The organism is Actinomadura rubrisoli (assembly GCF_004349215.1).
GTDB classification, from domain to species: Bacteria; Actinomycetota; Actinomycetes; order Streptosporangiales; family Streptosporangiaceae; genus Spirillospora; species Spirillospora rubrisoli.
On record NZ_SMKU01000117.1, the window covers coordinates 1 to 24939 of the forward strand.

Genomic DNA, 24939 nt, shown 5'->3' on the forward strand with positions numbered 1-24939 from the left:
GGACGCGGGCTCCCCTGCGGGGGCTGAGGCGGCGGAACGGATACACGACTCACACCGCCCACCCTAGAGCGCCCTTCACCTCCCCGCCGCGAAGGAATCTTGTTCAAGTGGCCTCGGCTTGCACGCGATTCGCGCTCGCACCAAGCACGGTCAGCGGGCGAGCCGCTAGGCGAGCCCGCTGGGCCGGGATTGAATGAACACGGGGTTGAATCGACTACGCATCGAGGACGTAGCCGACGCCGCGGACGGTGCGGATGGGGCTGCCGTCGCCGAGCTTGGCGCGGAGTTGGGCGACGTGGACGTCGACGGTGCGGCTGCCCGCGCCGGCGCCGGGGCCCCAGGCGGCGTCGAGGAGCTGTTCGCGGGTGAAGACCCGTCCCGGGTTGCCCATGAGGAACTCCAGCAGGTCGAACTCGGTGACCGTGAGGGCCACGCGGCGCTCGCCGACCGTGGCGGTGCGGCCGCGGGGGTCGAGGGTGATGGTCCCGGCCAGCAGGACGCCCGGGGTCTCGATGGGGACGCCGCGGCGCAGCGCGTCGCCCACGGCGCCGACCAGCACGCGCGGGCCGAACGGGCGGTCGACGCGGTGCTCGCCGAGGGCGCGGCCGACGGCCGGGTCGACGGGGCCGGTGACGGCGATGACGGGGGCCGGCCCGGCGGCGTCGGCCACCCGCCGGTAGAGGTCGGCGGGCAGCGCGGAGGTGGACAGGTCGAGGACGACGACGTCCGGGGCGATGCGCTCCGCGGCGGCGGGCGCGCGGGCGGGGTCGGGCTCGATCTCGACCTCGAAGCCCTCGCGGGACAGGTAGCGGCGCTGCAGTTCGGCGACGGCCGGGTCGTGCTCGACGACGAGGACGAGGCCGCCGCCGTCGGTGGTCACGGCCTGCCGTCTCGGGAGGCGGTCGGGTCCTCGCCCCGGTCGAACGACCTCCACAGGACGGCCGGGTCGACGTCGGAGGGGGCGGGCTCGTCCGGGATCGGCTCGGCGTCCGTGCGGTCCTCGCCGGATGCGGCCGGGGTCCCGCGGTCGTAGCGGGCGGACATCCCCGGCCAGCGCGCGCCCCGCACGAGCGTGATCAGGCCGCCCGCGGCGAGGACGACGCCTCCGGTCACCGACACCATCCACCACAGGTTGACGTCCATGGCCGGATGGGGGTTGAGGCTGAACAGGGTGCTCTTGTCGGCCACGGCGGACCGGACCTGGGAGCGTTGGACCGCGAGGGCGGAGGCGTAGGCGATGCCGCCGCCGAACAGCGCGATCAGGGCCCCGACGGCGGCGCGCACCCGGCCGCTGGTGGCGAACAGGGCGGCGAGGCCGGCCAGCCCGGCGAGGGCGAGGGCGCTCGCGGTGCCGCCGAGGTCGCGGCCGCTCACGCTCTGGGCGACGGGGGTGATGGCGTCGCCGGCCCGGACGGTGACCCAGGTGCGGCCGGCGGCGAGCAGGGCGAGCCCGGACCCGGCGGCGCACAGCAGGGCCGTCAGGCCCCGCTCACGCCCGGGTGTCATGAGCCGGCGTCAGGGCGTTCCCCGACCACGGCGTCCAGGACGTCGGCGTCCCAGCAGGTGCGGTCGCCGGTGTGGCAGGCGCCGCCGACCTGGTCGACCCGCACGAGGACGGCGTCGCCGTCGCAGTCGAGCGCGACCGACTTCACCCACTGCTGGTGCCCGGAGGTCTCGCCCTTCACCCAGTACTCCTGGCGGCTGCGCGACCAGAACGTGCAGCGGCCGGTGGTGAGGGTGCGGTGCAGGGCCTCGTCGTCCATCCAGCCGAGCATGAGCACCTCGCCGGTGTCGTGCTGCTGGGCGATGGCGGCCACGAGGCCGTTCGGGTCGCGCTTCAGGCGGTCTGCGATCTTGGGGTCCAGGTTGGACGGTCGAACGGACATGGGCTCCATTGTGCCGGGTGCGGCGCGGGATGCGGCAACCGGCACGACGAAAGGGCCCGCTCCCCCGGAGGGAGGGCGGGCCCTGACGTACGACTACGGGTGTTACAGGGGGACGACCTGGTCGGCCTGCGGACCCCGGTTACCCTGCGTCACCTCGAACTGGACGCGCTGGTTCTCGTCCAGAGTGCGGTACCCGGAGGTCTGGATGGCCGAGTAGTGCACGAAGACGTCCGGCCCTCCGCCGTCGACGGCGATGAAGCCGAAGCCCTTCTCAGCGTTGAACCACTTCACGGTGCCCTGCTGGGGCATGTCTTTCTCCTTGCGGCAAAACATGGGCCCACACCTCGCGGGCCCGGCGCGGTCGCTGCGGAACGCTCTCGCCCCCCGTACGGTCCCGGAAAAGCCAAAACGCCCGCTGCCATCAGTCCGCGGGCGTCTGGACAAACGATCGAGAACCACGACTGCAACCGACGGAGCCCACCGTATCACCGGTTCCGCGTAAAGCGGAGGAGCCGCAAGGCTTGCGATTCCCCTCTCGGCGAACCATGCCGTTACCTGCTCGTTAAAGACTCCAACCGGTCTCGGTCAGGGTCTTGACAGAGTCCGTGGCCCCCGTGAGACGGACCTTCGCGACGTCCCCGCGCCCCAGGGCCCAGAGGACGAGTTCGCCTACGGGGCCGTGCACGCGCACCGCTCCGCGAGGCCCTCCCCCGCTGGCGCGGCGGCCGCCTGAGACTCTCAGGCTCCGGCCGTCCGGCTGGACGAGCGTTACCTCAACCTGAACCTTTCTCAGGACAAAGCGGGCAATTTTTATCCGTCGCCAGAGAAGTCCCTCTAGTTCGCCGGACAGCTCCCTGGGTGACCAGTCCGGACGCGCACGCAGGATGTCCTCATGGTGGACAAAGAACTCCACGCCGTTGGCGATTTTGTCCACGCCGGGAAGCGCGTACGGCGAGAACTTCGGCGGACCTTGCCGAAAGCGTTCCACCAGGCCGTCGAACGGAACGGCACGGGCTGTGCGCCGCCGGACGCGCTCGGTGTAGAAGGCCAGCGGGCGCAGGAGTATTCCGGGTGCGGCGTCGGGCCGGCCCTCTCGGACGACCAGATGCGCCGCGAGGTCGCGGGCGTTCCAGCCGGCGCACTTGGTGGCGGCGTCCGGTCCGGCCTCCGCCAGGGCCGCGGCCAACAGCTCGCGTTCGCGACGCACCGGATCGGGTGACGCGGGACCGGGTGACGCGGAGGGGGCCGGGGTCTCGTGCGCGGCGCCGTCCTCGGGCGTGCTCATTGGGTGATCGTAGGCCGCCGCGTCCCGGCCGGGAATAAGCGCCGGGCCCGCATGGTAGGGAATATCCAGGCCCGCAAACCCCCACAGCGCCGAACAACAGGGGGCATTTCCCCGGGCTCCAACGTGCATTGAGGAGTCGCCGTGCCACCTGCGTCCAGACGTGTCAGTCCACATGTCCTGCGGGAGGGGGTGCGGGTCCTCGGGGTCGCGGTGCGGGCCGAGCCGCGGGTCTTCACCCTCGCCGTCCTCGGCAGCGCGCTCTACGCGGCGATGACCGTCGCGACCGCCCAGGTCCTCGGTCGGGTGACCGAGGACGTCATGCTCCCGGCGTTCCGCTCCGGGCACACCACCGCCGGGGCGCTGACCGCGGCGGTGGCCGCCATCGTCGGGGTCGCGCTGCTCAAGGCGCTGGGCGTCGCGGGCCGCCGGTTCTACGCGGGCGTCATGCAGTACCGGATGCAGGCCGCCTACCGCCGCGAGGTGACCCGCCAGTACCTGCGGCTGCCCCTGGCGTGGCACCACCGCCACCCGACCGGGCAGCTGCTGTCCAACGCCAACTCCGACGTGGAGGCGCTCTGGGCGCCGATCGCGCCGCTGCCGATGGCGGTCGGCGTGGTGTTCATGCTGCTGATCTCGGCCGTGTCGATCCTGGTCACCGACGTGGCGATCGCGGTGGTGGGGTTCCTGATCTTCCCGGCGATCGCGTTGATCAACGTCGTCTACCAGCGGCGGCTGGCCCCGGTGGCGACCCGCGCGCAGCAGCTGCGGGCCGAGGTCAGCGAGGTCGCGCACGAGAGCTTCGAGGGCGGGCTGGTCGTCAAGACCCTCGGCCGCGAGCGGGCCGAGACCGAGCGGTTCGGGGAGCGGGCCATGGCGCTGCGCGACGCGAACGTGGCGGTGGGCCGGATCCGGGGCCTGTTCGACCCGGTCCTGGAGGCGCTGCCGAACCTGGGCGTGCTCGCCGTCCTGCTGATCGGGTCGCTGCGGCTGGAGGCGGGCGCGATGACGGCGGGCGACCTCGTGCACGTCGCCTACCTGTTCACGCTGCTGGCGTGGCCGATCCGGGCGCTGGGCTGGGTGCTGGCGGAGCTGCCGCGCAGCGTCGTCGGCTGGGAGCGGGTCCGGGGCGTACTGGACGCGAGCGGCTCCCTGCCGTTCGGGGACCGCGCGCCGGAGGAGGGCAGGGCGACCGCGCTGGAGGTCCGCGACGTCCGGTTCTCCTACGAGGGAGCCGTCGACGGGGCCGCCGACCGGCCGATCCTGCACGACGTGTCGTTCACCGTCCCGCCCGGCCGGACCGTGGCGGTGGTGGGGCCGACCGGCTCGGGCAAGTCCACGCTGACGTCGCTGCTCGTCCGGCTGGTGGATCCGGCCGACGGGTCGGTGCTGCTGGACGGCGTGGACCTGCGCGACGTGCGGCGGGGCGGCGTGGCCGAGACGGCGGCGCTCGTCCCGCAGCAGACGTTCCTCTTCGACGACACCGTGCGCGGGAACGTGACACTCGGGCTGGACGTCCCGGACGAGCGGGTCTGGGAGGCGCTCCGGCTCGCCCAGGCGGAGGGCTTCGTCGCGGCGCTCGCCGACGGGCTCGACACCCGGGTGGGCGAGCGCGGCGCGACCCTGTCGGGCGGGCAGCGCCAGCGGCTCGCGCTGGCGCGCGCGCTGGTCCGGCGCCCCCGGCTGCTCGTCCTGGACGACGCGACGTCCAGCGTCGACCCTCAGGTGGAGGCGCGGATCCTGCAGAGCCTCCGCGAGGCGCAGTCGGCGGACGGGGAGGGCGCCGCGACCGTCCTGGTCGTCGCCTACCGCAAGGCCACGATCGCGCTCGCGGACGAGGTCGTCTACCTCGACCACGGCCGCGTCACCGCGCACGGCACCCACGACGAGCTGCTGGAGAGCTCGGAGGGCTACCGCAACCTCGTCAACGCGTACCAGCGCGCCGATGCGGAACACGAGGCCGCCGAGGGCGGCGAGGAGGCCATGGCATGACGATGGACCGCGCCGTGAAGGCGCCGGGAAAACCGGGAGGACCGGGGCGGCGGCCCGGCGGCGGGCTCAGCGGCACCAGCACCACCGAGGGCGCGCTGAGCACGCTCCGGCGCGGCCTCCGGATGAGCCCCGAGTTCCGGACGGGCCTGGCCGGGACGCTGGCGCTGGCGCTGGTGGCGACGGCGGGACGGCTGGTGGTGCCCATCGCCGTCCAGCAGACGATCGACAAGGGGCTGGGGCATCCGGGCGGACCCGACATCGGCTTCATCCGCACGGCGGTGCTGCTGTGCGCCGTCGCCGTGGTGCTGACCGCCGTGTCCGCGTACGCGATGAACGTGCGGCTGTACAAGTCGTCCGAGAGCGGCCTGGCGGGCCTCCGGGTGAAGGCGTTCCGGCACGTCCACGACCTGTCGATGCTCACCCAGAGCGGCGAGCGGCGGGGCGCGCTTGTGTCGCGGGTGACGGGCGACGTCGACCAGATCAGCCAGTTCATGCAGTCGGGCGGGCTGATGTTCATCGTGTCGATCGGTCAGCTGGTGGTGGCCAGCGCGCTGATGCTCGTCTACTCGTGGCAGCTCGCCCTGCTCGTCTGGGTCGCGTTCGTGCCGCTGGCGTTCGCGCTGCGCCGCTTCCAGCGGATCGTCTCCGCCGCCTACACGCAGGTGCGCGAGCGCATGGGCGACCTGCTGGCTGCCGTCAGCGAGTCGGTGGTGGGCGCGTCGGTCATCCGCGCGTACGCCTCGGAGGAGCGCACCGGACAGCGGGTGGACGAGACCGTGGAGGCGCACCGCGCCACCCAGACACGGGCGCAGGGCATGGTCGCGCTCACGTTCCCGGTCAGCGAACTGGTCGCCGCCATGGCGACCGCCGGGGTCGTGGTGGCCGGGGTCCTGCTGGGCATCGACGGGCAGCTGACGGCCGGTGAGCTGGTCGCGTTCCTGTTCCTGGTGACGCTGTTCGTCAGCCCGCTTCAGACGGCCACCGAGGTCCTCAACGAGGCGCAGAACGCAATCGCCGGGTGGCGGCGGGTCCTCGGCGTCCTGGACACCGTCCCGGACGTCGCCGACCCCGGCGAGGACGGCGAGACGCTGCCGCGCGGGCCGATCGAGGTGCGGTTCGAGTCGGTGGGCTTCGCCTACCCGGACGGCCCGCCCGTCCTGCACGACGTGAACGTGGCGATCGAGCCCCGCGGCCGGGTCGCGATCGTGGGGCAGACGGGGTCGGGCAAGACCACGTTCGCCAAGCTCCTCACGCGGCTCATGGACCCGACGTCCGGGCAGGTCCTCGTGGACGGCGTCCCGCTCGGCCGGGTCCGGTTCTCGTCCCTGCGGGAGCGGATCGTCATGGTGCCGCAGGACGGGTTCCTCTTCGACGCCTCGCTGGCCGACAACATCCGGTACGGCAGGCCGGAGGCGTCCGGCGAGGACCTCGTCCTCGCCCTGACCGAGCTGGGCCTGGCCGACTGGCTGGAGGGCCTCCCCCAGGGCCTGGACACGCCCGTGGGGCAGCGCGGCGAGTCGCTGTCGGCGGGCGAGCGGCAGCTGGTGGCGCTGGCCCGCGCCTACATCGCGGGCCCGGACCTGCTCGTCCTGGACGAGGCGACCTCGGCGGTCGACCCGGCGACGGAGGTGCGGATCCAGCGGGCGCTGGACGGCGTGACCCGGGGCCGCACCGCGATCTCCATCGCGCACCGGCTGTCCACGGCCGAGGCGGCGGACGAGGTGATCGTCTTCGACGCGGGGCGGATCGTCCAGCGCGGCCCGCACGCCGAGCTCGTGGCGCGCCCGGGCGTCTACGCCGACCTCCACGCGTCGTGGGCGGCGCAGCGCGCCATCTGAGGCGGGATCATGGGTCCGGGCCCGAGTGAGGACATGACGACCTGGGGTAAAGCACTTGCCCGATATCTGGTCGAGTGCGCATTCTGCAGGAGTGAGTAACGAGGTCGTGTTGGAATCAGCGAAGACGCTGCACGGACAGATGCAGCGGGGGTTGGGCAGAGCGGCGCGGCGCGCGGCGGACGAGCCGGGCGCCGGCGAGTACGTCTACGACTGCATCCGGCGGGATCCACGATGGGATCGGCAATGTGAGACACGAGGGCTGTATTACGCCCGGCTGATGGTCGACCTGGAGATGCCGATCGCGCCGCTGGCCGAGCACCTGTTCGACCCGTCCGACCAGGCCGACCCACCCGACCAGTCCGACCCACCCGACCTACCCGACCTACCCGACCAGTCCGACCAGGCCGATTCCGACGACGCGCGGGTGCGGCTCACGCTGGAGGTCCTCTCCGAGCTGGTGCGGCTGAGCCGGCGGGAGGCCGCGGTCCTGCTGCGGCAGTACGCGGAGGAGGGCACGCAGTGGTTCGACGCGCTCGACGAGCTGATCTTCCTTGAGGACCCGTCGCTGGCCGTCGGCCTGGACACGCTGGTGGCCGCCCGCTGCGACGAATCGGAGCTGCGGATGCTGATCCCGGGCGGGCACAACCGGGTGATCGAGATGTGGGCGGCGCGGCAGCCGCGGATAGCCGAGGCATTGGCGCTGCGGCGGGAGGCGGGGCGCGCGCGCAGGCCGGTCAGTACGGCCGGGGAACGGGCCGACCGTTCCGAGGACGAGCTGCTGGAGCTGGCCAGGCGGCGGGACGACGGGGCCATCGCCGCCATCTTCGAACTGGGCCGCAGGAAGACCTTCGCGCTGCTCGACCTCGCGGAGGAACTGCTTCCGGAACGGCCCAGCAGGGTCGGCGGAGCGGTGTGCAGAGCCTTGCGGGAGTACGGCCCGGAGACCCTTCCCAGAGCGCGCGCGTGGGCGGCTGCGCGGGGCGGTTGCGAGGACATGGGGCTGCGCATCCTCGCGCGGCACGGCACCCGCCAGGACATCCCGTTGCTCATGGACGAGCTGCGCGTGGCCGTCGACCGGCGCGAATGGGGCGACGCCGCCAGCCCGATCGAGGGGCTCGGCCGCCTGCGCGCCGGTGAGGCCGCCCCCCTGCTGAAGACCGCTTGGACCGAGTCGACCTACGCCTTCCTGCGGCCGCGCATCCTTGCCGCGCTGGGCCGCACCGCCCCCCACACCGCCGAGGCGTACACCGTCGAGGGCCTCTGGGACTGCGAGGAGGGCGTCCGCAGCGAGGCCGTCCGGTTCGCGCCCCTGACCCAGGAGACGCGGATCCGCCTCCAGCGGCTGCACCTCGACTCCGCCGAGGAGCCCGGCGTCCGGGCCGCGGCGGCCGCGCGCCTGATGAACTGAGCCCGCGGGACGCCCGCCGGCTGAACCCCTCCCCGGGCGGGATGCGTACTGCCGCTTGGAATTCGCGCATCTCTCCCGGGAGGACGGGCCATGGGCTCCCTGAACCACGCAAGCAAGGCGGCGCTGCTGTGCTGCGCCGCCGCCCTGACACTGCCGATGGCGGCCGGCTGCAGCGGCGAGTCGAAGGCCGCGGGCAGCGGCGACCGGGAGGGGACGCCCGCCGGCCTCGACGAGCTCGCCGTGCGGACGGGCTGCGCCCTGAGCGGCCAGCGCAAGGCCCAGGAGCTCCAGCAGGGGAACTGCAAGAACTCGCGCGGCCAGTACGTCCTGGTCAGCTTCACCACCGACAAGGGGCTGAACTCCTGGATGGAGGAGGCCAAGCCCTGGGGCGGCACGTACCTGGTCGGGACGCGCTGGGTGGCCGTGAGCACCCCGGCCACCCTCCAGTCGCTGCAGAAGGACCTGGGCGGCCGCGTGGTGTCGGGTGAGACGCACGGGATGGGCGACATGCCGGGGATGAAGCACGGCTGACGCGCGGGCGGTCCGCACGAGCGGCCCGCCTGGGCCGTCCCCGCCGGTGGCGCGGACGGCCGGGTCAGGGCGTGCGGACCCCGGTGCCCTCGGTTCCGTCGACGTCGCCGCGGCTGACCAGGAGCGCGCCCCAGCGCTCCAGCGCCGGACCGGTTCGCGCGAGGATCCGCCGGGCGGCCAGCCCGCGGGCGAGCGTGCCCGGATGCAGCAGCGGACGGCCCGGACCGTCCACGACGACCCGGACGGCGGCGACCGGCCTCCGCCCGGCGCGGGCCGCGACCACGGCCGACTCCATGTCGGCGACACGCGCGCCCTGGGCCGCCCACACGGCCCGCTCCGCGCCGCTCACCACATGGTCGGTGGTCACCAGGGGCCCGACCTGGACGCTCAGGCCGTCCCGGATCAGCTCCTCGGCCAGCAGGTGCGCCGCGTTGCACGGCACCGGGGCGCCGGCGCCGCGGATCTCGTCGGCCACGACCACGTCGCCCGGCCGCAGCCGCTCGTCGAGCGCGCCGCCGAAGCCCATCATCACGAGCGCGGCGCAGGACGCCGGCAGCCGGTCGGCGCGGCGGGCCCGGTAGCCGACCACCACGACGGGCGTGCGGGCCAAGCCGCGCCGCACCGCGCGGGCCTCCACGCGCAGCCCGGTGCACACCACGGGGCCGACCATGGGCGGCCACTCCCCGGCATCGTCACTGGTCATCCCACCAGCGAAACACGGCGCCCACCGAAGATCCAGTTCCCCGGCCGGAGGAGCCCGCGTCATCATCCGGTACTACTCGCGCTCCGCGCGAATCCCTCTCCCGTAGGGCGGACGGGACGGCGCCGGGCTCGTAGACTCGCCGGCATGACCTCCTCCGTACGCCGGAAGCTGGCCGTCCTGCCCCTTCTCCTGCTGCCCCTCGGCGCCCTCGCCGCGTGCGGCGGCGAGAACAGCTCCACCAGCTGCAACACCAACTCCTGCACCGTGACCTTCGAGCGCGGCGTGGACGCGAGCGCCTCCATCCTCGGCGTGAAGGCCGAACTGGTGAAGGTGAAGGGCGAGACGGTCACGCTCAAGATCGCGGGAGAGACGGTGATCGTCCCGGTGGGCGACAACCAGCAGTCCGACGGTTTCGACATCTCCGTTCAGTCCGTGACCAAGGACAACGTCATCGTCAAGATCTCGCATAACGCCTGAGGTCCGGCCCGGAACTGCGATGACCGGGCGGTCGCCCGCGTAGTATTCGCTCATGCGTTCGATGAGCACCGCCGAGCGGCGCGCCCGCCTGGGCCGCCGCCACCGGCTGGCCGCCGCCCAGCGGACCGACGACGTCCCGGAGATCGCCCGGTCCCTGGTGGTCCTGCACGCCACCGACCCGGCCACGGTCTTCCTGTCCGTCGCGGCCCGCAGCGTGCGGGCCGCCCCGGCGGCGGTGGAGCGCGCCCTCTACGACGACCGCACCCTGCTGCGGATGCTCGCGATGCGCCGCACGATGTTCGTCGCGCCGGTCGGCCTCGTCCCGGTCCTCCAGGCGTCCACCGCCACCGCGCTGGCGGTCAAGCAGCGTCGCACCTACTCCCGCTTCATCGAGCGGGCCGGCGTCGTCGACGACGCCGCCGCGTTCTTCGCGGACGTGGAGGAGTCGGCCCACCGGGCGCTGCTGGCCCGCGGCGAGGCGACGGGCGCGCAGCTCAGCGCCGACGAGCCGCGGCTGCGCACGCAGGTCGACCCGGCGCCGGGCAAGCCCTACTCCAGGCCCACGAACATCACCACGTGGGTGCTGGTCACGCTGGGCTGCGAGGGGCGCATCGTCCGCGGCCGCCCGAACGGCACCTGGATCAGCAGCCAGTACCGGTGGGCGCCCGTCGAGGCGTGGCTGCCCGGCGGCGTCCCCGACATCCCGCCCGACGCGGCCCGCGCCGAGCTCGTCCGGCAGTGGCTGCGCGCCTTCGGGCCCGCCCCGGCCGGCGACCTCAAATGGTGGACGGGCTGGACGGCCGGCGAGGTCGGCAAGGCCCTGGCGCTCGTCGACACGGCCGAGGTCGACCTTGACGGCACCACCGGCCTGGTCCTCGCCGACGACCTGGAGCCGGTCGCCCCGCCCGAGCCGTGGGCCGCCCTGCTGCCCGCGCTCGACCCCACGCCGATGGGCTGGCAGGCGCGCGGCTGGTACCTCGGCGACCACGGGCCCGCCCTGTTCGACCGCAACGGCAACATCGGCCCGTCCATCTGGTGGGACGGCCGCATCGTCGGCGGCTGGGCCCAGCGCAAGGACGGCGAGATCGCCCTGCGCCTCCTGGAGGACGTCGGCGCCGGCGCCCGCGCCGCCATCGAGCACGAGGCCGCGCGGACGGCCGCCTGGTACGGCGACGTCCGCGCGGTCCCGCGCTTCCGCACCCCCCTGGAACGCGAGCTGACGGCCTGACGAGCTCACAGCAGAACGAGCTCACGCCCTGGCAGGCTCCGCCTGAGGAGCTCCGCCCTGACGAGCTCCCGGCCTGACAGGCTCACGGTCTGACGAGCGAGCCCCCCGCACACGCCTGCCCGGCCACCGGCCCGGCGGGCGCCTCCGCGGCGTCCGGGCCCGGGTCGGCGGCACGGGCGATGAGGCTCGCGATCACCTGTGCCGTCTCCGGGGGCTGCGCGGCCAGCCAGCGCAGCACCCGCCGGTCGTAGCCGCCCACCTCGACGCCGTGCTCCGCGCAGGCGCGCAGCAGCAGGTCGAGCGTGCGCGCCCGCATGACGCCGCGCTTGGCATGCCCCGCGTAGATGTCGCGCACCTCGGTGAAGGCGTCCTCCTCGGTCTCGTATGGTCCGCACACAGCCTTGGCCTCCCCCGAATCAGCGCACCCGTGCCAGCCGGTAGTCGTTCCCGGCCCGCCAGAGCAACCAGTCTCCCGCCGCATAAACCTCTCCCTGGTAAGTGGCGGCGACGCGCGTGCGCGTGTCGTACACCACTGAGCGTCCCGCGGCCGTGTAGGCGATCACGCGGTCGCCCGCGGTGAGCCGCCCGAGGGCGGCCTGCGCTGGCGAGAACGTCCGCCCTCGGAGCGGCGTGATCGTCCGCTTCCAGTCCTCCCGGTCGACGATCCGCAGAACGCCGTCCACCGCCCAGGCGAAGTAGCGGTCGTTGGCCGCTGCCTGCCATCGCTGTTCCACAATCGCCTTCTCCGGCCCCAGGACCTGCATCCGCACTTTCTTCTGAGTGGAGGCACCCTTCCGGGCACCGCCCCGCACCTTGAACGGGTACGACGCGGGAGCCTCCACTATTACTTGTCCGGAACCGCCCTGCAGGTTTCCGCCTATCGCCTGCGGCTTCACGCCGGCGGGCAGCGGATGCTCCCTGATGACCTTGTCCGTCCGGACGTCGACCTCGCGCACGACCCGGTCGCTGTGGAGGTCCGTGACGAACGCGGTCGGGTAGGACAACGCCACGGCGAGGCCGAGGCTCCCCTTCCCGCGGGTGTCCATGACCCTGCCTGGAGAGGCGCAGCCGCCGGTCACGAACGGCTGCTCCATGATGTCGCTCCCGATGATCGCGCCGCCGCTCGCGAGGACGGGCCGTTCGGCGGTGGCGCCCTGGGGGCCGATCACGCGGGTGGCGCCGTCGGGCGTCCGGCACTTGAGCTCCCACTTCCCCGGCTCGATCCAGGTGACGTGGCCGGGGCCCGCCGTGAGGCCGCCCTGGGCGCGGACGCCGAGCGGACGGGGCGTCCCGCCGCGGGCCCCCGCCCGCCAGACGCGGGAGTCGGCGGAGCGGCCGAGCACCGTGCCGTCCGCGCCGACGGTGTCGGCCGTGAAGGCCGCGCCGCCGGGGAGCCCCGCGGGGATCCGGACGATCGTGGACTGCTTCACCAGGGCCCCGGGGAACGCCCCCGCCGCACCGACCGGCGCGTCGTCCCGGAATCCGGGCAGCGCGACCGGGGCGAGCGTGACGGCGGCGGTGGCGAGCGCGACGCCCGCCGTGGGGAGCGTGATCATGCGGCGGGCCCTCGCCCGGCGGATCCTGCGGGCGTTCTCGGCGTGGGCGCCCGGGTGGGGGCGGACCGTCTCCGCGTGCGCGCCGAAGGCGTCCCTGAGCTGCTCTTCGATGGGATTCATGCCGTGTCCTCGTCCTTCAGTCGCTCGCCGAGCGCGGCGATGGCGCGGGCCGCGTGGGCCTTGACGGTTCCGGCGGCGATCCCGAGCGCGTCGGCGATGTCGCGTTCGCTCAGATCGAGCCAGTAGCGCAGCACGAGCACCTCGCGCTGCCGTGCGGGCAGTGCCGCGACGCCCTGGAGCAGCGCGCGGACGTCCTCGCCGTGCACGACGTGGTGCTCGGCGGAGCCCGCCTCCCCGGGCGGGGCGAGCTGGGCGTGCTTGCGCCGCGCCATGCGCAGGTGCCGCAGCCGGCTGCGGCAGGCGTTGCAGACGCTGGAGCGCAGGTAGGCGAGGGCCGCGTTCTGGTCGCGCAGCCTCCCGCGCCTGCGGTGCAGGCGGACGAACGCGTCCTGGACCACGTCCTCGGCGTCGTCGGCCCCGAGGAGCGTGGCGAGCCGGACAAGGCCCCAGAAGTGGCCTGTGAACAGTTCCTCGTACCCGTCATCGGCGCGCGCGAGCGGCAAGGCGATGGCCTCTACTGTCTGGTGGGACGTCACGGGCCAGAGACGAACGTGCGCCGGGATGGTTTACCTCCCGGGCCGGACTTTCTCGCGCTCAGTACGGATACGGGCCGGGGACCGAGGCGGAGGCGGATGCTCGCCTGGCGTTGCCTCGCCGGACGAGGAGGAACACGAACGCCAGGATGGCGAGGACGCCGAGCAGGACCGCGACCAGCACGGACAGGCCCAGATAGGCGTGGATGGTGTCGTCCGGTGTCACCAGCAGCGGGCCGCTCACGCCGCCGCAGGTCAGCTTCGCCTGCCCGCTCACCGGCGCCTCGAACGAGCCGACGTAGCGGTAGGACTGGTGGTCGGACTCGGCCCAGGAGTTCTTCGTGGTCAGCCGGACGGGCCCGGACGCATCCCCCACCCGCACGGTGCAGGAGCGCGGGGTGGAGGCGCCGTCCCGGACGTAGAGGAAGTAACCGCGGCCCTCCGTCAGCTCGACGCTCACCCCGGAGCGCGCGTCACCGACCTCCGAGGGCCCGGAGGCGGCCTCGGAGTCGTCCCAGAACAGGGCGAGCATGACGGCCATCCCCACCACGGCCACGAGGGCGAACACGATGGGCAGGGTGTACCAGCCGGCGCTCGGCCCGGCGCGCGACGGTCGGGCGGGCGGCGGCGCCCAGGGCGGACCCCCAGGGCCGGGTCCCATGGGCGGCGGTCCGCTGGGCGGGTTCGACCCGGGCCACATCCTCGTACTCCCCCTGCTGTCTCGGTGAGCGCCACGATCCCAGAGAATCCCTCGGCCCGCCAACGGCAAGGGTTGGCCGATCGGCTACCTTACTAGGTAGTAGCCCCATCGATCCGGCCGACGGACACCGCCACCCCGCCGGGGTCGTACGGCGCGCACAGGAGACCGCATGGCCCTCAGGGACCGACTGCCCGCTCCACCGATCAGGCTCCGCCGCCCGCGCGGCATCCCGCGCCCCCGGGGCCTGCCGCGCTACACCGCCGAGCGCGACCTGCCGGTGACCATGCCGGACGGCGTGACGCTGCTGGCCGACCGGTACGTCCCGACGGGCGTCCGCCGCCCGCCGCCCACGATCCTGGTGCGGACGCCGTACGGGCGCCGCGGACCGGCGGCGGTGCTCAACGGTCTGCCGTTCGTCCCGTTCGGCTTCCAACTCGTCGTACAGAGCGCGCGCGGGACGTTCGGTTCGGGCGGCGAGTTCGACCCGCTCGGCAGCGAGCACGACGACGGGCTCGCCACCGTGGAGTGGCTGAAGCGGCAGCCGTGGTTCAGCGGTTCGTTCGGCACCTACGGCGCCAGCTACCTGGGCTACTCGGCGTGGGCCGTCGCGGCGGAGGCCGGGCCCGAGCTGAAGGCGATGTCGCTGCAGATCACGGCGTCGTCGTTCCGGGACGCCGCGTACGTCGGCGGGTCGTTCGCGCTGGAGTCCACGCTCTCCTGGACCGGCCTGACGCACCGCCAGCAGGAGCCGTTCGGCATGCTCACCGCGCCGCTGCTGTCGCGCCGCCGCGCCGTGCGGGCCGCCCGGTCCGGCCGCCCGCTGTCGGAGCTGGACGTGCTGGCGGGCGGCGCGCCCATGCGGTTCTACCAGGACCTGCTCGCCAACCACGCGCCCGGCGGCGGCTTCTGGGACAAGCGCGACTTCAGCGGCCGGGTCGGCGAGGTCGCCGCGCCGGTGAACCTGCTCGGCGGCTGGTACGACGTGTTCCTGCCGTGGGAGCTGAAGGACTACCTGGCGCTGCGGGCCGCCGGGCACCGCCCCTTCCTCACCATCGGGCCCTGGTGGCACACCGACGCCCGGCACGGCCTGGTGTCGTTCCGGGAGTCGCTCGCGTGGTTCCGCGCGCACCTGCGGGGCGACCCGTCCGGGCTGCGCGCCGACCCCGTCCGCCTGTACGTGACGGGGGCGCGCGAGTGGCGCCACTACCGGGACTGGCCCCCGCCCGGAATGCGCCAGGAGCGCTGGCACCTGCACGCCGGCGGCGGGCTCGGCGAGGACGGCCCGCAGGACGCGCCCCCGAGCACCTACCGGTTCGACCCGGCGCGGCCGACGCCCGCGCTCGGCGGGCCGACCCTGCTCGGCAGCTCGCGCCCCGTCGACAACCGGCCGCTGGAGCGGCGCCCGGACGTGCTGGTGTTCACCTCGCCCGTCCTCGCCGCCGACCTCGACGTGATCGGGCCGGTCGCCGCCGACCTGTTCGTCCGGTCCGACCGCGAGCACACCGACTTCGTGGTACGGCTCTGCGACGTCGCGCCGGACGGGACGTCCCGCAACGTCTGCGAGGGCGGCCTGCGCCTGCCCGCCGCCGGGGCCAAGCCCGCCGGGACGGCCGGCGTGCGCCGCGTCGCGGTAGACCTGTGGCCCACCGGGCACCGCTTCCCGCGCGGCCACCGCGTCCGCGTGCACGTCACCAGCGGCGCCCACCCCAAGGTCGCGGCCAATCCCGGCACCGGCGAGCCGCTCGCCACGGCCCGGACGATGGTCGACGCGCACCAGGAGGTGTTCCACGACCCCGGGCACCCGTCGGCGGTCCTGCTGCCGGTGGTGGAGCGGTCCGCCGAGGCCACCGTCCCCGCCCCGGCCGAGGAGGACCCCCGCTGACCCCGGGGCCGGGGCCGTCAGCGGACGGGGTGCCCGGCCGCGCCGATCGCCTCCTTCACGTCGGAGATCCTCAGGTCGCCGAAGTGGAAGACGCTGGCGGCGAGCACGGCGTCCGCCCCGGCGTCCACCGCGGGCGCGAAGTGCGCGAGGCTTCCCGCGCCGCCGCTGGCGATGACGGGCACCGACACCGCCGCCCTGACCCGGGCGAGCAGCTCCAGGTCGAAGCCGTCCCTCGTGCCGTCGGCGTCCATGGAGTTGAGCAGGATCTCGCCGACGCCGAGCTCCTGGCCGCGGCGGGCCCACTCGACCGCGTCGATGCCCGTCCCCTCGCGGCCGCCGTGCGTGGTGACCTCGAAGCCGGAGGGGGTGCCGGGCCTTCCGGAGGGCCCTCCGGAAGGCTGGACGCGGCGGGCGTCCACCGACAGCACGACGCACTGCGAGCCGTACCGGTGGGCCGCCTCGCGGAGGAACTCCGGGCGCCCGATCGCGGCCGTGTTGACCGACACCTTGTCGGCGCCCGCGCGCAGCAGCCGGTCGACGTCGTCGACGGTGCGGACGCCGCCGCCGACGGTCAGGGGGATGAACACCTGCTCGGCCGTCCGGCGGACCACGTCGTAGGTGGTGGAGCGGTCGCCGCTGGAGGCGGTGATGTCGAGGAACGTCAGCTCGTCGGCGCCCTCGGCGTCGTAGCGGCGGGCCAGCTCCACCGGGTCGCCCGCGTCCCGCAGGTTCTGGAAGTTGACGCCCTTGACCACGCGGCCGGCGTCCACGTCCAGGCAGGGGATGACCCGTACGGCGACGCTCACCTGACCGCCTCCAGGGCCTCTTCGAGCGTGAACGCCTGCGCGTAGAGCGCCTTCCCGACGATGGCGCCCTCGACGCCCTCGCCGGTGAGCCCGGCCAGGGCGCGCAGGTCGTCCAGGGACGAGACGCCGCCGGACGCGACGACGGGCCGGTCGGTGCGCGCGCACACCTCGCGGAGCAGGTCGGTGTTGGGGCCGCGCAGCGTGCCGTCCTTGGTGACGTCGGTGACGACGTAGCGGGGGCAGCCGTCGTCCTCCAGGCGGGCGAGGACCTCCCACAGGTCGCCGCCCTCGCGGGTCCAGCCCCGGGCGGCCAGGGTCGTGCCGCGCACGTCCAGCCCCACCGCGATCCGGTCCCCGTGCGAGGCGATGATCTTCCGGCACCAGGCGGGGTCCTCCAGCGCGGCGGTGCCGATGTTGACGCGCGCGCAGCCCGTCGCGAGGGCCGCCTCCAGCGAGGCGTCGTCGCGGATGCCGCCCGACAGCTCCACCTTCACCTCCAGCCGCCCGGTCATCTCGGCGAGCAGCTCGCGGTTGGAGCCCCGCCCGAACGCGGCGTCCAGGTCGACCAGATGGATCCACTCCGCTCCCGCGTCCTGCCAGGCCAGCGCGGCGTCGAGGGGGGCGCCGTAGGAGGTCTCGGTGCCGGCCTCGCCCTGGACCAGGCGGACGGCCCGGCCGCCGGCGACGTCGACCGCGGGAAGGAGCGTCAGTGTCATGCGGAAACCCTATCGAGGCTGATGGAGAGCGCCCGCGCCGTGGCGGGCGCCGCCGTGGGGCGAATGTGGGACGGACGTGGGGGCGGGCGTGGAACGGGCGTGGAGCGGGCGTGGGACGGTCAGGAGAGGGTGGAGAGCCAGTTGCGCAGGAGCGCAGCCCCCGCGTCGCCGGACTTCTCCGGGTGGAACTGCGTCGCGCACAGCGGCCCGTTCTCCACGGCCGCGACGAACCGGTCGCCGTGCTCGGCCCACGTCACCAGCGGCGGCTCGATGCGGCCGGTGGGGTCGGGCTCCAGGTCCCAGCGGCGGACGGCGTAGGAGTGCACGAAGTAGAACCGGGTGCCCGCGTCCATGCCCTGGAAGAGGACCGAGCCGCCCGGGGCGTCCACGGTGCTCCAGCCCATGTGCGGGACGACCGGCGCGTCCAGGCGTTCGACCGTGCCGGGCCACTCGTCGCAGCCCTCGGTGGTGACGCCGTGCTCGATGCCCTTGCCGAAAAGGATCTGCATACCGACGCAGATGCCGAGGACGGGGCGGCCGCCCGCGAGGCGGCGGCCGATGATCTGGTCGCCGCGCACCGAGCGCAGGCCCGCCATGCACGCGGCGAACGCGCCGACGCCCGGGACGACCAGGCCGTCCGCGGCGAGCGCGGCGTCCCAGTCGGCCGTGACGGTCACCTCGGCGCCCGCGCGGGCGACGGCCCGCTCGGCCGACCGCAGGTTCCCCGACCCGTAGTCCAGGACGACCACGCCCGGGCTCACAGCCACATCACTCCCCCGGCGAAGGCCAGCCCCGCGAGGACGAGCACCAGCAGCGCGGCGATCTTGAGGCCCTGCTTGACGAAGCTGTAGACGCCCGCGAGCAGGAACAGCGCGACCGCGAACACCGCGACGTTGGCGTAGGTGAAGGTCTGGCCGCCGATCTCCACCGCTACAGCGCCCCCTTGGTGGAAGGGATGCCGTGCACCTTCGGATCGAAGGCGACCGCGTCGCGCAGCGCGCGCGCCAGCGCCTTGAACTGGGCCTCGACGATGTGGTGGGCGTTGCGCCCGTACGGGACGTGGACGTGCAGCGCCACCTGCGCGTTGGACACGAACGACTCGAAGACGTGCCGGGTCATGGTCGTGTCGTACTCCGGGCCGATCATCGGGGCCATGCCCTCGGGCTCGACGTGCACCAGGTAGGGGCGGCCGGACACGTCCACCGTCACCTGGGCGAGCGCCTCGTCCAGCGGGATCGAGGCGTCGGCGAAGCGCCGGATGCCGGACTTGTCGCCCAGCGCCTCCCGGAACGCCTGGCCGAGCGCGATGGCGGTGTCCTCGATCGTGTGGTGGCTGTCGATGTGCAGGTCCCCGGCGGTCTTGACGGTCAGGTCGAACGACCCGTGCTTGCCGAGCTGGGCCAGCATGTGGTCGAAGAACCCCACCCCGGTGGCCACGTCGACCTGCCCGGTGCCGTCCAGGTCGATCTCGACGAGGACCTGGGTCTCCTTGGTCCCGCGCTCGACTCTGCCCTTGCGCGTCACAGACTCTCCTTCATCGCGTTCTTCAGTGCGGTACGGAAGGCGGCCATCTCCTCCGGGGTGCCGACGCTCACCCGCAGCCACTCGGGCGGCCCCACCTCCCGGATCAGCACGCCCTCGCCGAGCATGGCCTCCCAGACGCGCCGCCGGTCCGGGAACGTCCCGAACAGGACGAAGTTGGCGTCGGAGTCGGCCACCGCGAACCCCTCGGCGCGCAGCCACGCGACGGCGGCGTCGCGCTCGCGGCGCAGCGCCTCGACGCCGCCGAGCAGCTCCGCGCCGTGGGCGAGGGCCGTGCGCGCCACCGCCTGGGTCACCGCCGACAGATGGTACGGCAGCCGGACCAGCAGCAGCGCGTCGATGACGGCGGGATCGGCGGCCAGGTACCCCAGGCGGGTGCCGGCCATCGCGAACGCCTTGGACATCGTCCGGGTGACGATCAGCCGCGGGTGGCCGCCCAGCAGGGTCAGCGCCGAGGGCGTCCCCGCACGGCGGAACTCCGCGTACGCCTCGTCCACCACGACCATGCCGGGCGCGGCCTTCAGGACCGCCTCGATCGCCTCCAGCGGCAGGGCGGTGCCGGTCGGGTTGTTCGGCGAGGTGAGGAACACCACGTCGGGCCGGTGCTCCTCGACCGCCGCCACCGCCCGCTCCGGCTCCAGGCCGAAGTCCTCGTCGCGGAAGGCGTTCACCCAGCGGGTGCCCGACACCCGGGTGATGACCGGGTGCATCGAGTAGGACGGCTCGAAGCCGAGCGCGGCGCGGCCGGGGCCGCCGAACGCCTGGAGGACCTGCTGGATGATCTCGTTGGAGCCGTTGGCGGCCCACACCCGACGGCCGGTGAGCCCGAGGCCGGGGGTGTCGGCGTCCAGGAACGCCGCGAGGTCGTCGCGGAGCGCGACGGCGTCGCGGTCGGGGTAGCGGTTGAGCGTCCCGGCGACGTCCGCGACGGCCTCGCCGAGGGCCTTCACCAGCCGCTCGGACGGCGGGTAGGGGTTCTCGTTGGTGTTCAGCGCGTACGGCACGTCCAGCTGCGGCGCCCCGTAGGGCTCCTGGCCGCGCAGGTCGTCGCGGATCGGCAGGTCGGACAGGGACGTCACGAGGGGATCCCCCAGCCGAAGCGCGCCTTCAGCGCGGCGCCGTGGGCGGGCAGGTCCTCGGCCTCGGCGAGCGCCACCACGCGGGCGGTCGCGTCGGCGAGGGCGGCGCGGTCGTACTCCACGACGTGGACGCCGCGCAGGAACGACTGGACCGACAGCCCGGAGGAGTGGCAGGCGCACCCCCCGGTCGGCAGCACGTGGTTTGACCCGGCGAGGTAGTCGCCGAGCGACACCGGCGCGTGCGGGCCCACGAAGACCGCGCCGGCGTTGCGGACGCGGGCGGCGACGGCGGCGGCGTCGGCGGTCTGGATCTCCAGGTGCTCGGCGGCGTAGGCGTCCACGACCTTGAGGCCGTCGTCGACGCCGTCGACCAGCACGATGCCGGACTGCCGGCCGGCCAGGGCCTCGGTGATCCGCTCGGTGTGCCGGGTGCGGGCCACCTGGGCCTTCAGCTCGTCCTCGACCGCGTCGGCGAGCCGGACGGAGTCGGTCACCAGCACGGCGGCGGCGAGCGGGTCGTGCTCGGCCTGGCTGATCAGGTCGGCGGCGACCTCCACCGGGCTCGCGGTGTCGTCGGCGAGGATGGCGATCTCTGTCGGCCCGGCCTCGGCGTCGATGCCGATCACGCCCTTGAGCAGCCGCTTGGCGGCGGTGACGTAGACGTTGCCGGGCCCGGTGACCAGATCGGCGGGCGCGCACTCCTGGGTACCGTAGGCGAACATCGCGATGGCCTGGGCGCCGCCGGCCGCGTGCACCTCCTCGACCCCGAGCAGCGCGCAGGCCGCGAGGATCGCCGGGTGCGGCAGGCCGCCGAACTCCTTCTGGGCGGGCGAGGTGACGGCCAGCGAGGCGACGCCCGCCTCCTGCGCCGGGACCACGTTCATGACCACGCTGGAGGGGTACACGGCGCGGCCGCCCGGCACGTACAGCCCGACGCGCCCGACCGGGATCCAGCGCTCGGTGACGGTGCCGCCCGGCACGACCTGCGTGGTCACGTCGGCGCGGCGCTGGGCGCGGTGCACGGCGCGGGCCCGGCGGACGCTCTCCTCCAGCGCGTCGCGGACGGCCGGGTCGAGGCCGCCGAGGGCCTCGCGGACGGCCTCGTCCGGCACCCGGGTGCGCTCCAGCTCCACCCCGTCGAAGGTCCTGGTGTGCTCCCGTACCGCCGCCGAGCCGCGATGGCGCACGTCCTCGCAGATGGGCCGCACCTTGTCCAGGGCGGCCTCGATGTCGAGATCGGCGCGGGGCAGCACGGAGCGCAGGTCGCCGGGGAGCGAGCCGCGCAGGTCGATACGGGAAATCACCCGCACAGTCTACGGAGTGCCCTCCGCCACTCGCGCACCGTCTCACGTGCCGAGACGTCCGTGTCGGCCTTGGGAACGCTAGATCTTGAGGGTGCCGTCCAGGACCGTGACGGCCGAACCGGAGAGGATCACCCGGTCGCCGCGCAGGACGACGCGGACGTGGCCGCCGCGGGCCGACGCCTGGTAGCCGGTCAGGGCGTCGCGGCCGAGCCGCCGCGCCCAGTAGGGGGCGAGCGCGCAGTGCGCCGACCCGGTCACCGGGTCCTCGCCGTCGTCGGGCAGCGCCCGCGGGGCGAAGAAGCGCGACACGAAGTCGTGCTCCTGCCCGGCGTCCGCCGCCGCCGTCACGATCACCCCGCGGCCGTCGATCCGGGCGAGCGCGGCGATGTCGGGGGCCAGCTCGCGGACGGCCGTCTCGTCCGCGACCTCCACGAGCAGGTCGGCCTGGGAGTTCCGCCCGGTCCACAGCACGGGGACGCCGAGCGCGTCGGCCAGCTCGGCGGGGGCCTCCACGGGCGCGGGCGGGCCTGCGGGGAAGTCCATGGACAGCACCCCGTCCTCGTCCCGCGTGACCGTGAGCACGCCGCTCTTGAGGGTCAGGAAGCGGATCGGACGGCCGGGCGCGACCGTCCCGGTGTCGTAGAGGGCCTGCGCGCTCGCCATGGTGGCGTGCCCGCACAGCGCCACCTCGACCTTCGGCGTGAACCAGCGCAGCTCGTAGTCCGCCTCCGGGTCCTCGACGGGACGGACGAACGCCGTCTCGGCGTGCTTCATCTCCGCCGCGACCCGCTGCATCCAGGCGGGGTCGGCGGGGTCGTTGAGCAGGCACACCCCGGCGGGGTTGCCGGTGAACGGGCGTCCGGTGAAGGCGTCGACGACGAGGATCCTCATGCCGACGACGTTAGCGACCGCCGCGCCGCAGGTGATACCGCTGATCCCGGGAAAATGGCCCGCCGGGCTTCACACTGTGAGAAATCACGGCATACCAAGATCATTGGTCGGCACGTACCCTGGCGCGTGGGGCGCCGTCCCGGGGCGCCCAGAAACATGGGAGACCCCTGTGACCGAGCGGCTCGCCCTGTTTCCGCTGGGCACCGTCCTGTTCCCCGGCCTGGTGCTGCCCCTGCACCTGTTCGAGGAGCGCTACCGCCTGATGGTCGGCGACCTCCTCGAACGGCCCGAACCGCGCCGGTTCGGCGTCGTCGGCATCGAGCTCGGCCACGAGGTCGGCAACGAGTCGGCGCGCCGCCTGGCGGAGGTCGGCTGCGTCGCCGAACTGCACGACGTGACGGCGCACCCGGACGGCCGGTACGACATCATGACCATCGGCACCCGCCGGTTCCGGCTCAAGGGGCTCGACCGGTCGCGGCCCTACCTTCAGGGCGAGGTGGAGTTCCTGCCCGAGGAGCCGGGGACCGGCGCCGCCCCGGTGGCGCGGCGCGTCCGCCGCCTGTTCCTGCTGTACCGGGAGCTGCTGGCCGTGGCCGGGGTGGGGATCGCCGACGAGATCGAGCTGCCGGACGACCCGGTGCGGCTGTCCTACGTCATCGCGGCCTCCGTCGTCCTGGACGGGCACGACAAGCAGCGCCTCCTGGAGTGCGAGGACGCCGCGCTCCGGCTCGCGGCCGAGCGGGATCTGCTCGCCCGCGAGAACCGCATCCTGGACTCGCTCCCGATGATCCCGGCGGGCCAGTTCCTGGACGGCTCGTTCGCCCCGAACTGATCGGCGCGGGCAGACTGTCCCCATGAGCGCCGCCAAGCCCAAGGGGGCCGGGGGGACCCCGGCCACCGTCGCCGCCGCCAAGGCCGGGATCGACTTCACGCTGCACGCCTACGAGGCGGACCCGAACGCCGGGTCCTACGGGGAGGCGGCCGCCGACGCGCTCGGCATCGCCCACGACCGGATCTTCAAGACGCTGCTCGCCGAGGTGGACGGGCGGCTCACCGTCGGCGTCGTCCCGGTGTCGTCCAGCCTCGACCTCAAGGCGCTCGCGGCGGCGGCCGGCGGCAAGAAGGCGCGGATGGCCGACCCGGGCGACGCCGAGCGCGCCACCGGGTACGTCGTCGGCGGGATCAGCCCGCTGGGGCAGCGCAGGCGGCTGCCGACCGTGGTCGACGCGTCGGTGTCAGGGCTCGCGACCGTCTACGTCTCGGCCGGACGGCGCGGACTGCAGATCGAGCTCCTGCCCGCCGACCTCGTCCGCCTCACCGGCGCCGGCCTGGCCGCCATCGCCCGCGGGTAGCCGCCGGAACACCAGCTCCAGCAGCCCGTACGCGGCGACGGCCGGCAGTGGCCAGAACACCAGCAGGCCCTTGGCGCGCAGGTCGGCGACGCCGGTGACGGTCGAGCCGTCGCGCCCGTGGCGGGCGGCCCGGTGGAAGGCGTCCAGCCCGACCATGTGGCCGGTCCGCCAGGCGAGCACGGCCGCGGCGGCGCCGCCCACGGCCAGCCCGAGGATCAGCGCGACGTCGTTGCGCCGCCCGCCCGCCGCGTAGGCGGCGACGCCGCACAGCAGCCCGGCGACGAGGGCGATCAGGGCGAACCGCGCGTCGATCCCGATGGGGCCCTGCCCCTCGGGGTCGGCGAGCAGCGGCTGCCCCTGGACGATCACGTACGTCACCTTGGGGGCGATCTTGGCCCACAGCAGCCCGGCGGGCGGGCCGAGCAGGGCCACGATGACGGTGGTGACCACCCAGGTCGCGAAGAGCCTCCCGGTCGGTCGCCGCACCTCGTACGCTCCTAGATGAAGGTGTCCTGATGACAGCGAAAGCCTAGCCTGCCCGCCTCAGCCGAATCGACCATCGAACGGTGCTCGATTCCCGCCCACAACCGCCCCGATCACTGGGATAATGTGCCCGACATGTCCGGATTCAGCCCCGCGTTCGAACGCCTCGGCGCCGCCCTGGCGGCCGTCGTCCTGCAACAGCAGGAGACGCTCGCCGAGTTCCTCCCGCGCGAGGACTGGAGCGCCGACCTCACCGCCCGCACCTACGCCAGCGGCGGCGTCAAGGTGCGGGTGTCGCTGCTCGGCAGCTACGCCGCCCGCGAGCGCACCTGGCTGTGGGGCTGGGCCAACCCCCAGTTCGGCGACGCGCACCCCGCGGTCGGCCCGACGCTGGCCATCCGCGCCCTCGGCGAGCGGCTCGGCATCACCGAGTTCACCACCCCCGAGGTCGACCTGTCCTGGTACGAGGGGCCGGCCGGGCACGGCGGCGAGCTCATCGCGATGGCCGCGGGCGGCGTCCTCGGCGGCGCCGGGTACATCGGCGCGGGCTACGACGGCGGCTCCGCCTACCTGCACGTGGACGACCCCCAGGCCCCGCCCGCCGGCTGGGACCCCTGTCTCTTATACACA

The 24939-nt window shown here is 74.0% G+C and carries 29 protein-coding genes; 10 read left to right on the forward strand and 19 right to left on the reverse strand.

Annotated elements, in window-relative coordinates:
* Nucleotides 1–214: 214 nt before the first annotated feature.
* From E1298_RS21765 to E1298_RS21785, 5 genes are all read right to left on the reverse strand, one after another.
* Nucleotides 215–880 (reverse strand): response regulator transcription factor, encoded by a 666-nt coding sequence (locus E1298_RS21765; protein ID WP_131896102.1) that lies wholly within the window; start codon nucleotides 878–880, stop codon nucleotides 215–217.
* A complete protein-coding gene (locus E1298_RS21770) occupies nucleotides 877–1506 on the reverse strand; it encodes a TIGR02234 family membrane protein (RefSeq protein ID WP_131896104.1) in 630 nt (209 codons plus the stop codon). The genes E1298_RS21765 and E1298_RS21770 overlap by 4 nt, the downstream gene beginning before the upstream one ends.
* Nucleotides 1503–1886, reverse strand: a complete 384-nt coding sequence (gene hisI / locus E1298_RS21775; protein WP_131896106.1) for a phosphoribosyl-AMP cyclohydrolase — start codon at nucleotides 1884–1886, stop codon at nucleotides 1503–1505. Before hisI ends, E1298_RS21770 begins: the two co-directional genes overlap by 4 nt.
* A gap of 102 nt (nucleotides 1887–1988) precedes the next feature.
* A complete protein-coding gene (locus E1298_RS21780; RefSeq protein WP_026405868.1) occupies nucleotides 1989–2195 on the reverse strand; it encodes a cold-shock protein in 207 nt (68 codons plus the stop codon).
* 253 nt (nucleotides 2196–2448) lie between these two features.
* Complete coding sequence (locus tag E1298_RS21785; protein ID WP_131896108.1) at nucleotides 2449–3171, reverse strand: TIGR03085 family metal-binding protein; 723 nt, start codon at nucleotides 3169–3171, stop codon at nucleotides 2449–2451.
* A gap of 141 nt (nucleotides 3172–3312) precedes the next feature.
* On the opposite strand from E1298_RS21785, the gene E1298_RS21790 reads away from it, so the two are divergent.
* The 4 genes from E1298_RS21790 (at nucleotide 3313) to E1298_RS21805 (ending at nucleotide 8937) form a co-directional block, all read left to right on the forward strand.
* Entirely contained in the window at nucleotides 3313–5160 is a 1848-nt protein-coding gene (locus E1298_RS21790; protein WP_131896110.1) for an ABC transporter ATP-binding protein, read from the forward strand.
* A 2-nt stretch (nucleotides 5161–5162) separates the two neighbouring features.
* Entirely contained in the window at nucleotides 5163–6998 is a 1836-nt protein-coding gene (locus E1298_RS21795; RefSeq protein WP_424923117.1) for an ABC transporter ATP-binding protein, read from the forward strand.
* Nucleotides 6999–7089: 91 nt separating this feature from the next.
* Nucleotides 7090–8406, forward strand: coding sequence for a hypothetical protein (locus tag E1298_RS48285; protein WP_165975592.1), 1317 nt, complete (start codon nucleotides 7090–7092; stop codon nucleotides 8404–8406).
* Between the two features lie 90 nt (nucleotides 8407–8496).
* On the forward strand, nucleotides 8497–8937 hold the full coding sequence (locus E1298_RS21805) for a hypothetical protein (protein ID WP_131896114.1): 441 nt from the start codon (nucleotides 8497–8499) through the stop codon (nucleotides 8935–8937).
* Nucleotides 8938–9001: 64 nt separating this feature from the next.
* Here E1298_RS21805 and E1298_RS21810 read toward each other — a convergent pair whose 3' ends face one another.
* On the reverse strand, nucleotides 9002–9640 hold the full coding sequence (locus E1298_RS21810) for a phosphorylase family protein (protein WP_131896116.1): 639 nt from the start codon (nucleotides 9638–9640) through the stop codon (nucleotides 9002–9004).
* 144 nt (nucleotides 9641–9784) lie between these two features.
* Between E1298_RS21810 and E1298_RS21815 the strand changes: the two genes are divergently transcribed.
* Together E1298_RS21815 and E1298_RS21820 are read left to right on the forward strand one after the other, a co-directional pair.
* Nucleotides 9785–10117 (forward strand): hypothetical protein, encoded by a 333-nt coding sequence (locus E1298_RS21815; RefSeq protein ID WP_131896118.1) that lies wholly within the window; start codon nucleotides 9785–9787, stop codon nucleotides 10115–10117.
* 52 nt (nucleotides 10118–10169) lie between these two features.
* Nucleotides 10170–11345 carry a winged helix DNA-binding domain-containing protein gene (locus E1298_RS21820; protein WP_131896120.1) on the forward strand — a complete coding sequence of 392 codons (1176 nt, stop codon included), beginning with the start codon at nucleotides 10170–10172 and terminating at the stop codon, nucleotides 11343–11345.
* An 82-nt stretch (nucleotides 11346–11427) separates the two neighbouring features.
* On the opposite strand, the gene E1298_RS21825 is transcribed toward E1298_RS21820, so the two are convergent.
* From E1298_RS21825 to E1298_RS21840, 4 genes are read right to left on the reverse strand one after another with little or no spacing between them, the layout of a single operon-like run.
* Nucleotides 11428–11742 carry a hypothetical protein gene (locus E1298_RS21825; protein ID WP_131896122.1) on the reverse strand — a complete coding sequence of 105 codons (315 nt, stop codon included), beginning with the start codon at nucleotides 11740–11742 and terminating at the stop codon, nucleotides 11428–11430.
* Nucleotides 11743–11761: 19 nt separating this feature from the next.
* Entirely contained in the window at nucleotides 11762–13021 is a 1260-nt protein-coding gene (locus E1298_RS21830; RefSeq protein ID WP_131896124.1) for a hypothetical protein, read from the reverse strand.
* A complete protein-coding gene (locus tag E1298_RS21835) occupies nucleotides 13018–13557 on the reverse strand; it encodes a sigma-70 family RNA polymerase sigma factor (RefSeq protein WP_243725723.1) in 540 nt (179 codons plus the stop codon). Before E1298_RS21835 ends, E1298_RS21830 begins: the two co-directional genes overlap by 4 nt.
* 58 nt (nucleotides 13558–13615) lie before the next feature.
* Nucleotides 13616–14122 carry a hypothetical protein gene (locus E1298_RS21840; protein WP_131896126.1) on the reverse strand — a complete coding sequence of 169 codons (507 nt, stop codon included), beginning with the start codon at nucleotides 14120–14122 and terminating at the stop codon, nucleotides 13616–13618.
* Nucleotides 14123–14423: 301 nt separating this feature from the next.
* Here E1298_RS21840 and E1298_RS21845 point away from each other — a divergent pair, with 301 nt between their 5' ends.
* A complete protein-coding gene (locus E1298_RS21845; RefSeq protein WP_131896128.1) occupies nucleotides 14424–16136 on the forward strand; it encodes a CocE/NonD family hydrolase in 1713 nt (570 codons plus the stop codon).
* 17 nt (nucleotides 16137–16153) lie between these two features.
* On the opposite strand, the gene hisF is transcribed toward E1298_RS21845, so the two are convergent.
* The 8 genes from hisF to E1298_RS21880 all read right to left on the reverse strand — a co-directional run bounded on the left by hisF (nucleotide 16154) and on the right by E1298_RS21880 (nucleotide 22474).
* Complete coding sequence (gene hisF, locus E1298_RS21850; protein WP_131896130.1) at nucleotides 16154–16942, reverse strand: imidazole glycerol phosphate synthase subunit HisF; 789 nt, start codon at nucleotides 16940–16942, stop codon at nucleotides 16154–16156.
* The gene (gene priA, locus E1298_RS21855; RefSeq protein ID WP_131896132.1) at nucleotides 16939–17658 is read right to left on the reverse strand and encodes a bifunctional 1-(5-phosphoribosyl)-5-((5-phosphoribosylamino)methylideneamino)imidazole-4-carboxamide isomerase/phosphoribosylanthranilate isomerase PriA; all 720 of its coding nucleotides are present in this window, start codon (nucleotides 17656–17658) and stop codon (nucleotides 16939–16941) included. The genes hisF and priA overlap by 4 nt, the downstream gene beginning before the upstream one ends.
* A gap of 119 nt (nucleotides 17659–17777) precedes the next feature.
* Nucleotides 17778–18419, reverse strand: coding sequence for an imidazole glycerol phosphate synthase subunit HisH (hisH, locus tag E1298_RS21860; protein WP_131896134.1), 642 nt, complete (start codon nucleotides 18417–18419; stop codon nucleotides 17778–17780).
* Nucleotides 18416–18586: a hypothetical protein gene (locus E1298_RS48290; protein ID WP_165975593.1), complete on the reverse strand. Its 171-nt coding sequence runs from the start codon at nucleotides 18584–18586 to the stop codon at nucleotides 18416–18418. The genes hisH and E1298_RS48290 overlap by 4 nt, the downstream gene beginning before the upstream one ends.
* A gap of 2 nt (nucleotides 18587–18588) precedes the next feature.
* The gene (gene hisB / locus E1298_RS21865; RefSeq protein WP_131896136.1) at nucleotides 18589–19182 is read right to left on the reverse strand and encodes an imidazoleglycerol-phosphate dehydratase HisB; all 594 of its coding nucleotides are present in this window, start codon (nucleotides 19180–19182) and stop codon (nucleotides 18589–18591) included.
* Nucleotides 19179–20279, reverse strand: coding sequence for a histidinol-phosphate transaminase (locus E1298_RS21870; RefSeq protein ID WP_131896138.1), 1101 nt, complete (start codon nucleotides 20277–20279; stop codon nucleotides 19179–19181). The genes hisB and E1298_RS21870 overlap by 4 nt, the downstream gene beginning before the upstream one ends.
* The gene (gene hisD, locus E1298_RS21875; protein WP_131896140.1) at nucleotides 20276–21583 is read right to left on the reverse strand and encodes a histidinol dehydrogenase; all 1308 of its coding nucleotides are present in this window, start codon (nucleotides 21581–21583) and stop codon (nucleotides 20276–20278) included. Before hisD ends, E1298_RS21870 begins: the two co-directional genes overlap by 4 nt.
* A gap of 78 nt (nucleotides 21584–21661) precedes the next feature.
* A complete protein-coding gene (locus E1298_RS21880; RefSeq protein ID WP_131896143.1) occupies nucleotides 21662–22474 on the reverse strand; it encodes a PhzF family phenazine biosynthesis protein in 813 nt (270 codons plus the stop codon).
* Nucleotides 22475–22643: 169 nt separating this feature from the next.
* Between E1298_RS21880 and E1298_RS21885 the strand changes: the two genes are divergently transcribed.
* Together E1298_RS21885 and ybaK are read left to right on the forward strand one after the other, a co-directional pair.
* Complete coding sequence (locus E1298_RS21885) at nucleotides 22644–23306, forward strand: LON peptidase substrate-binding domain-containing protein (protein ID WP_131896145.1); 663 nt, start codon at nucleotides 22644–22646, stop codon at nucleotides 23304–23306.
* 22 nt (nucleotides 23307–23328) lie between these two features.
* Nucleotides 23329–23826 (forward strand): Cys-tRNA(Pro) deacylase, encoded by a 498-nt coding sequence (gene ybaK, locus E1298_RS21890; protein WP_131896147.1) that lies wholly within the window; start codon nucleotides 23329–23331, stop codon nucleotides 23824–23826.
* Here the strand turns inward: ybaK and E1298_RS21895 are convergent.
* Nucleotides 23710–24312, reverse strand: coding sequence for a hypothetical protein (locus tag E1298_RS21895; protein ID WP_243725724.1), 603 nt, complete (start codon nucleotides 24310–24312; stop codon nucleotides 23710–23712). The two genes, ybaK and E1298_RS21895, sit on opposite strands and share 117 nt — an antisense overlap.
* A gap of 132 nt (nucleotides 24313–24444) precedes the next feature.
* Between E1298_RS21895 and E1298_RS21900 the strand changes: the two genes are divergently transcribed.
* The coding region (locus E1298_RS21900; protein WP_131896149.1) for a DUF6882 domain-containing protein at nucleotides 24445–24939 on the forward strand (495 nt) is incomplete at its 3' end.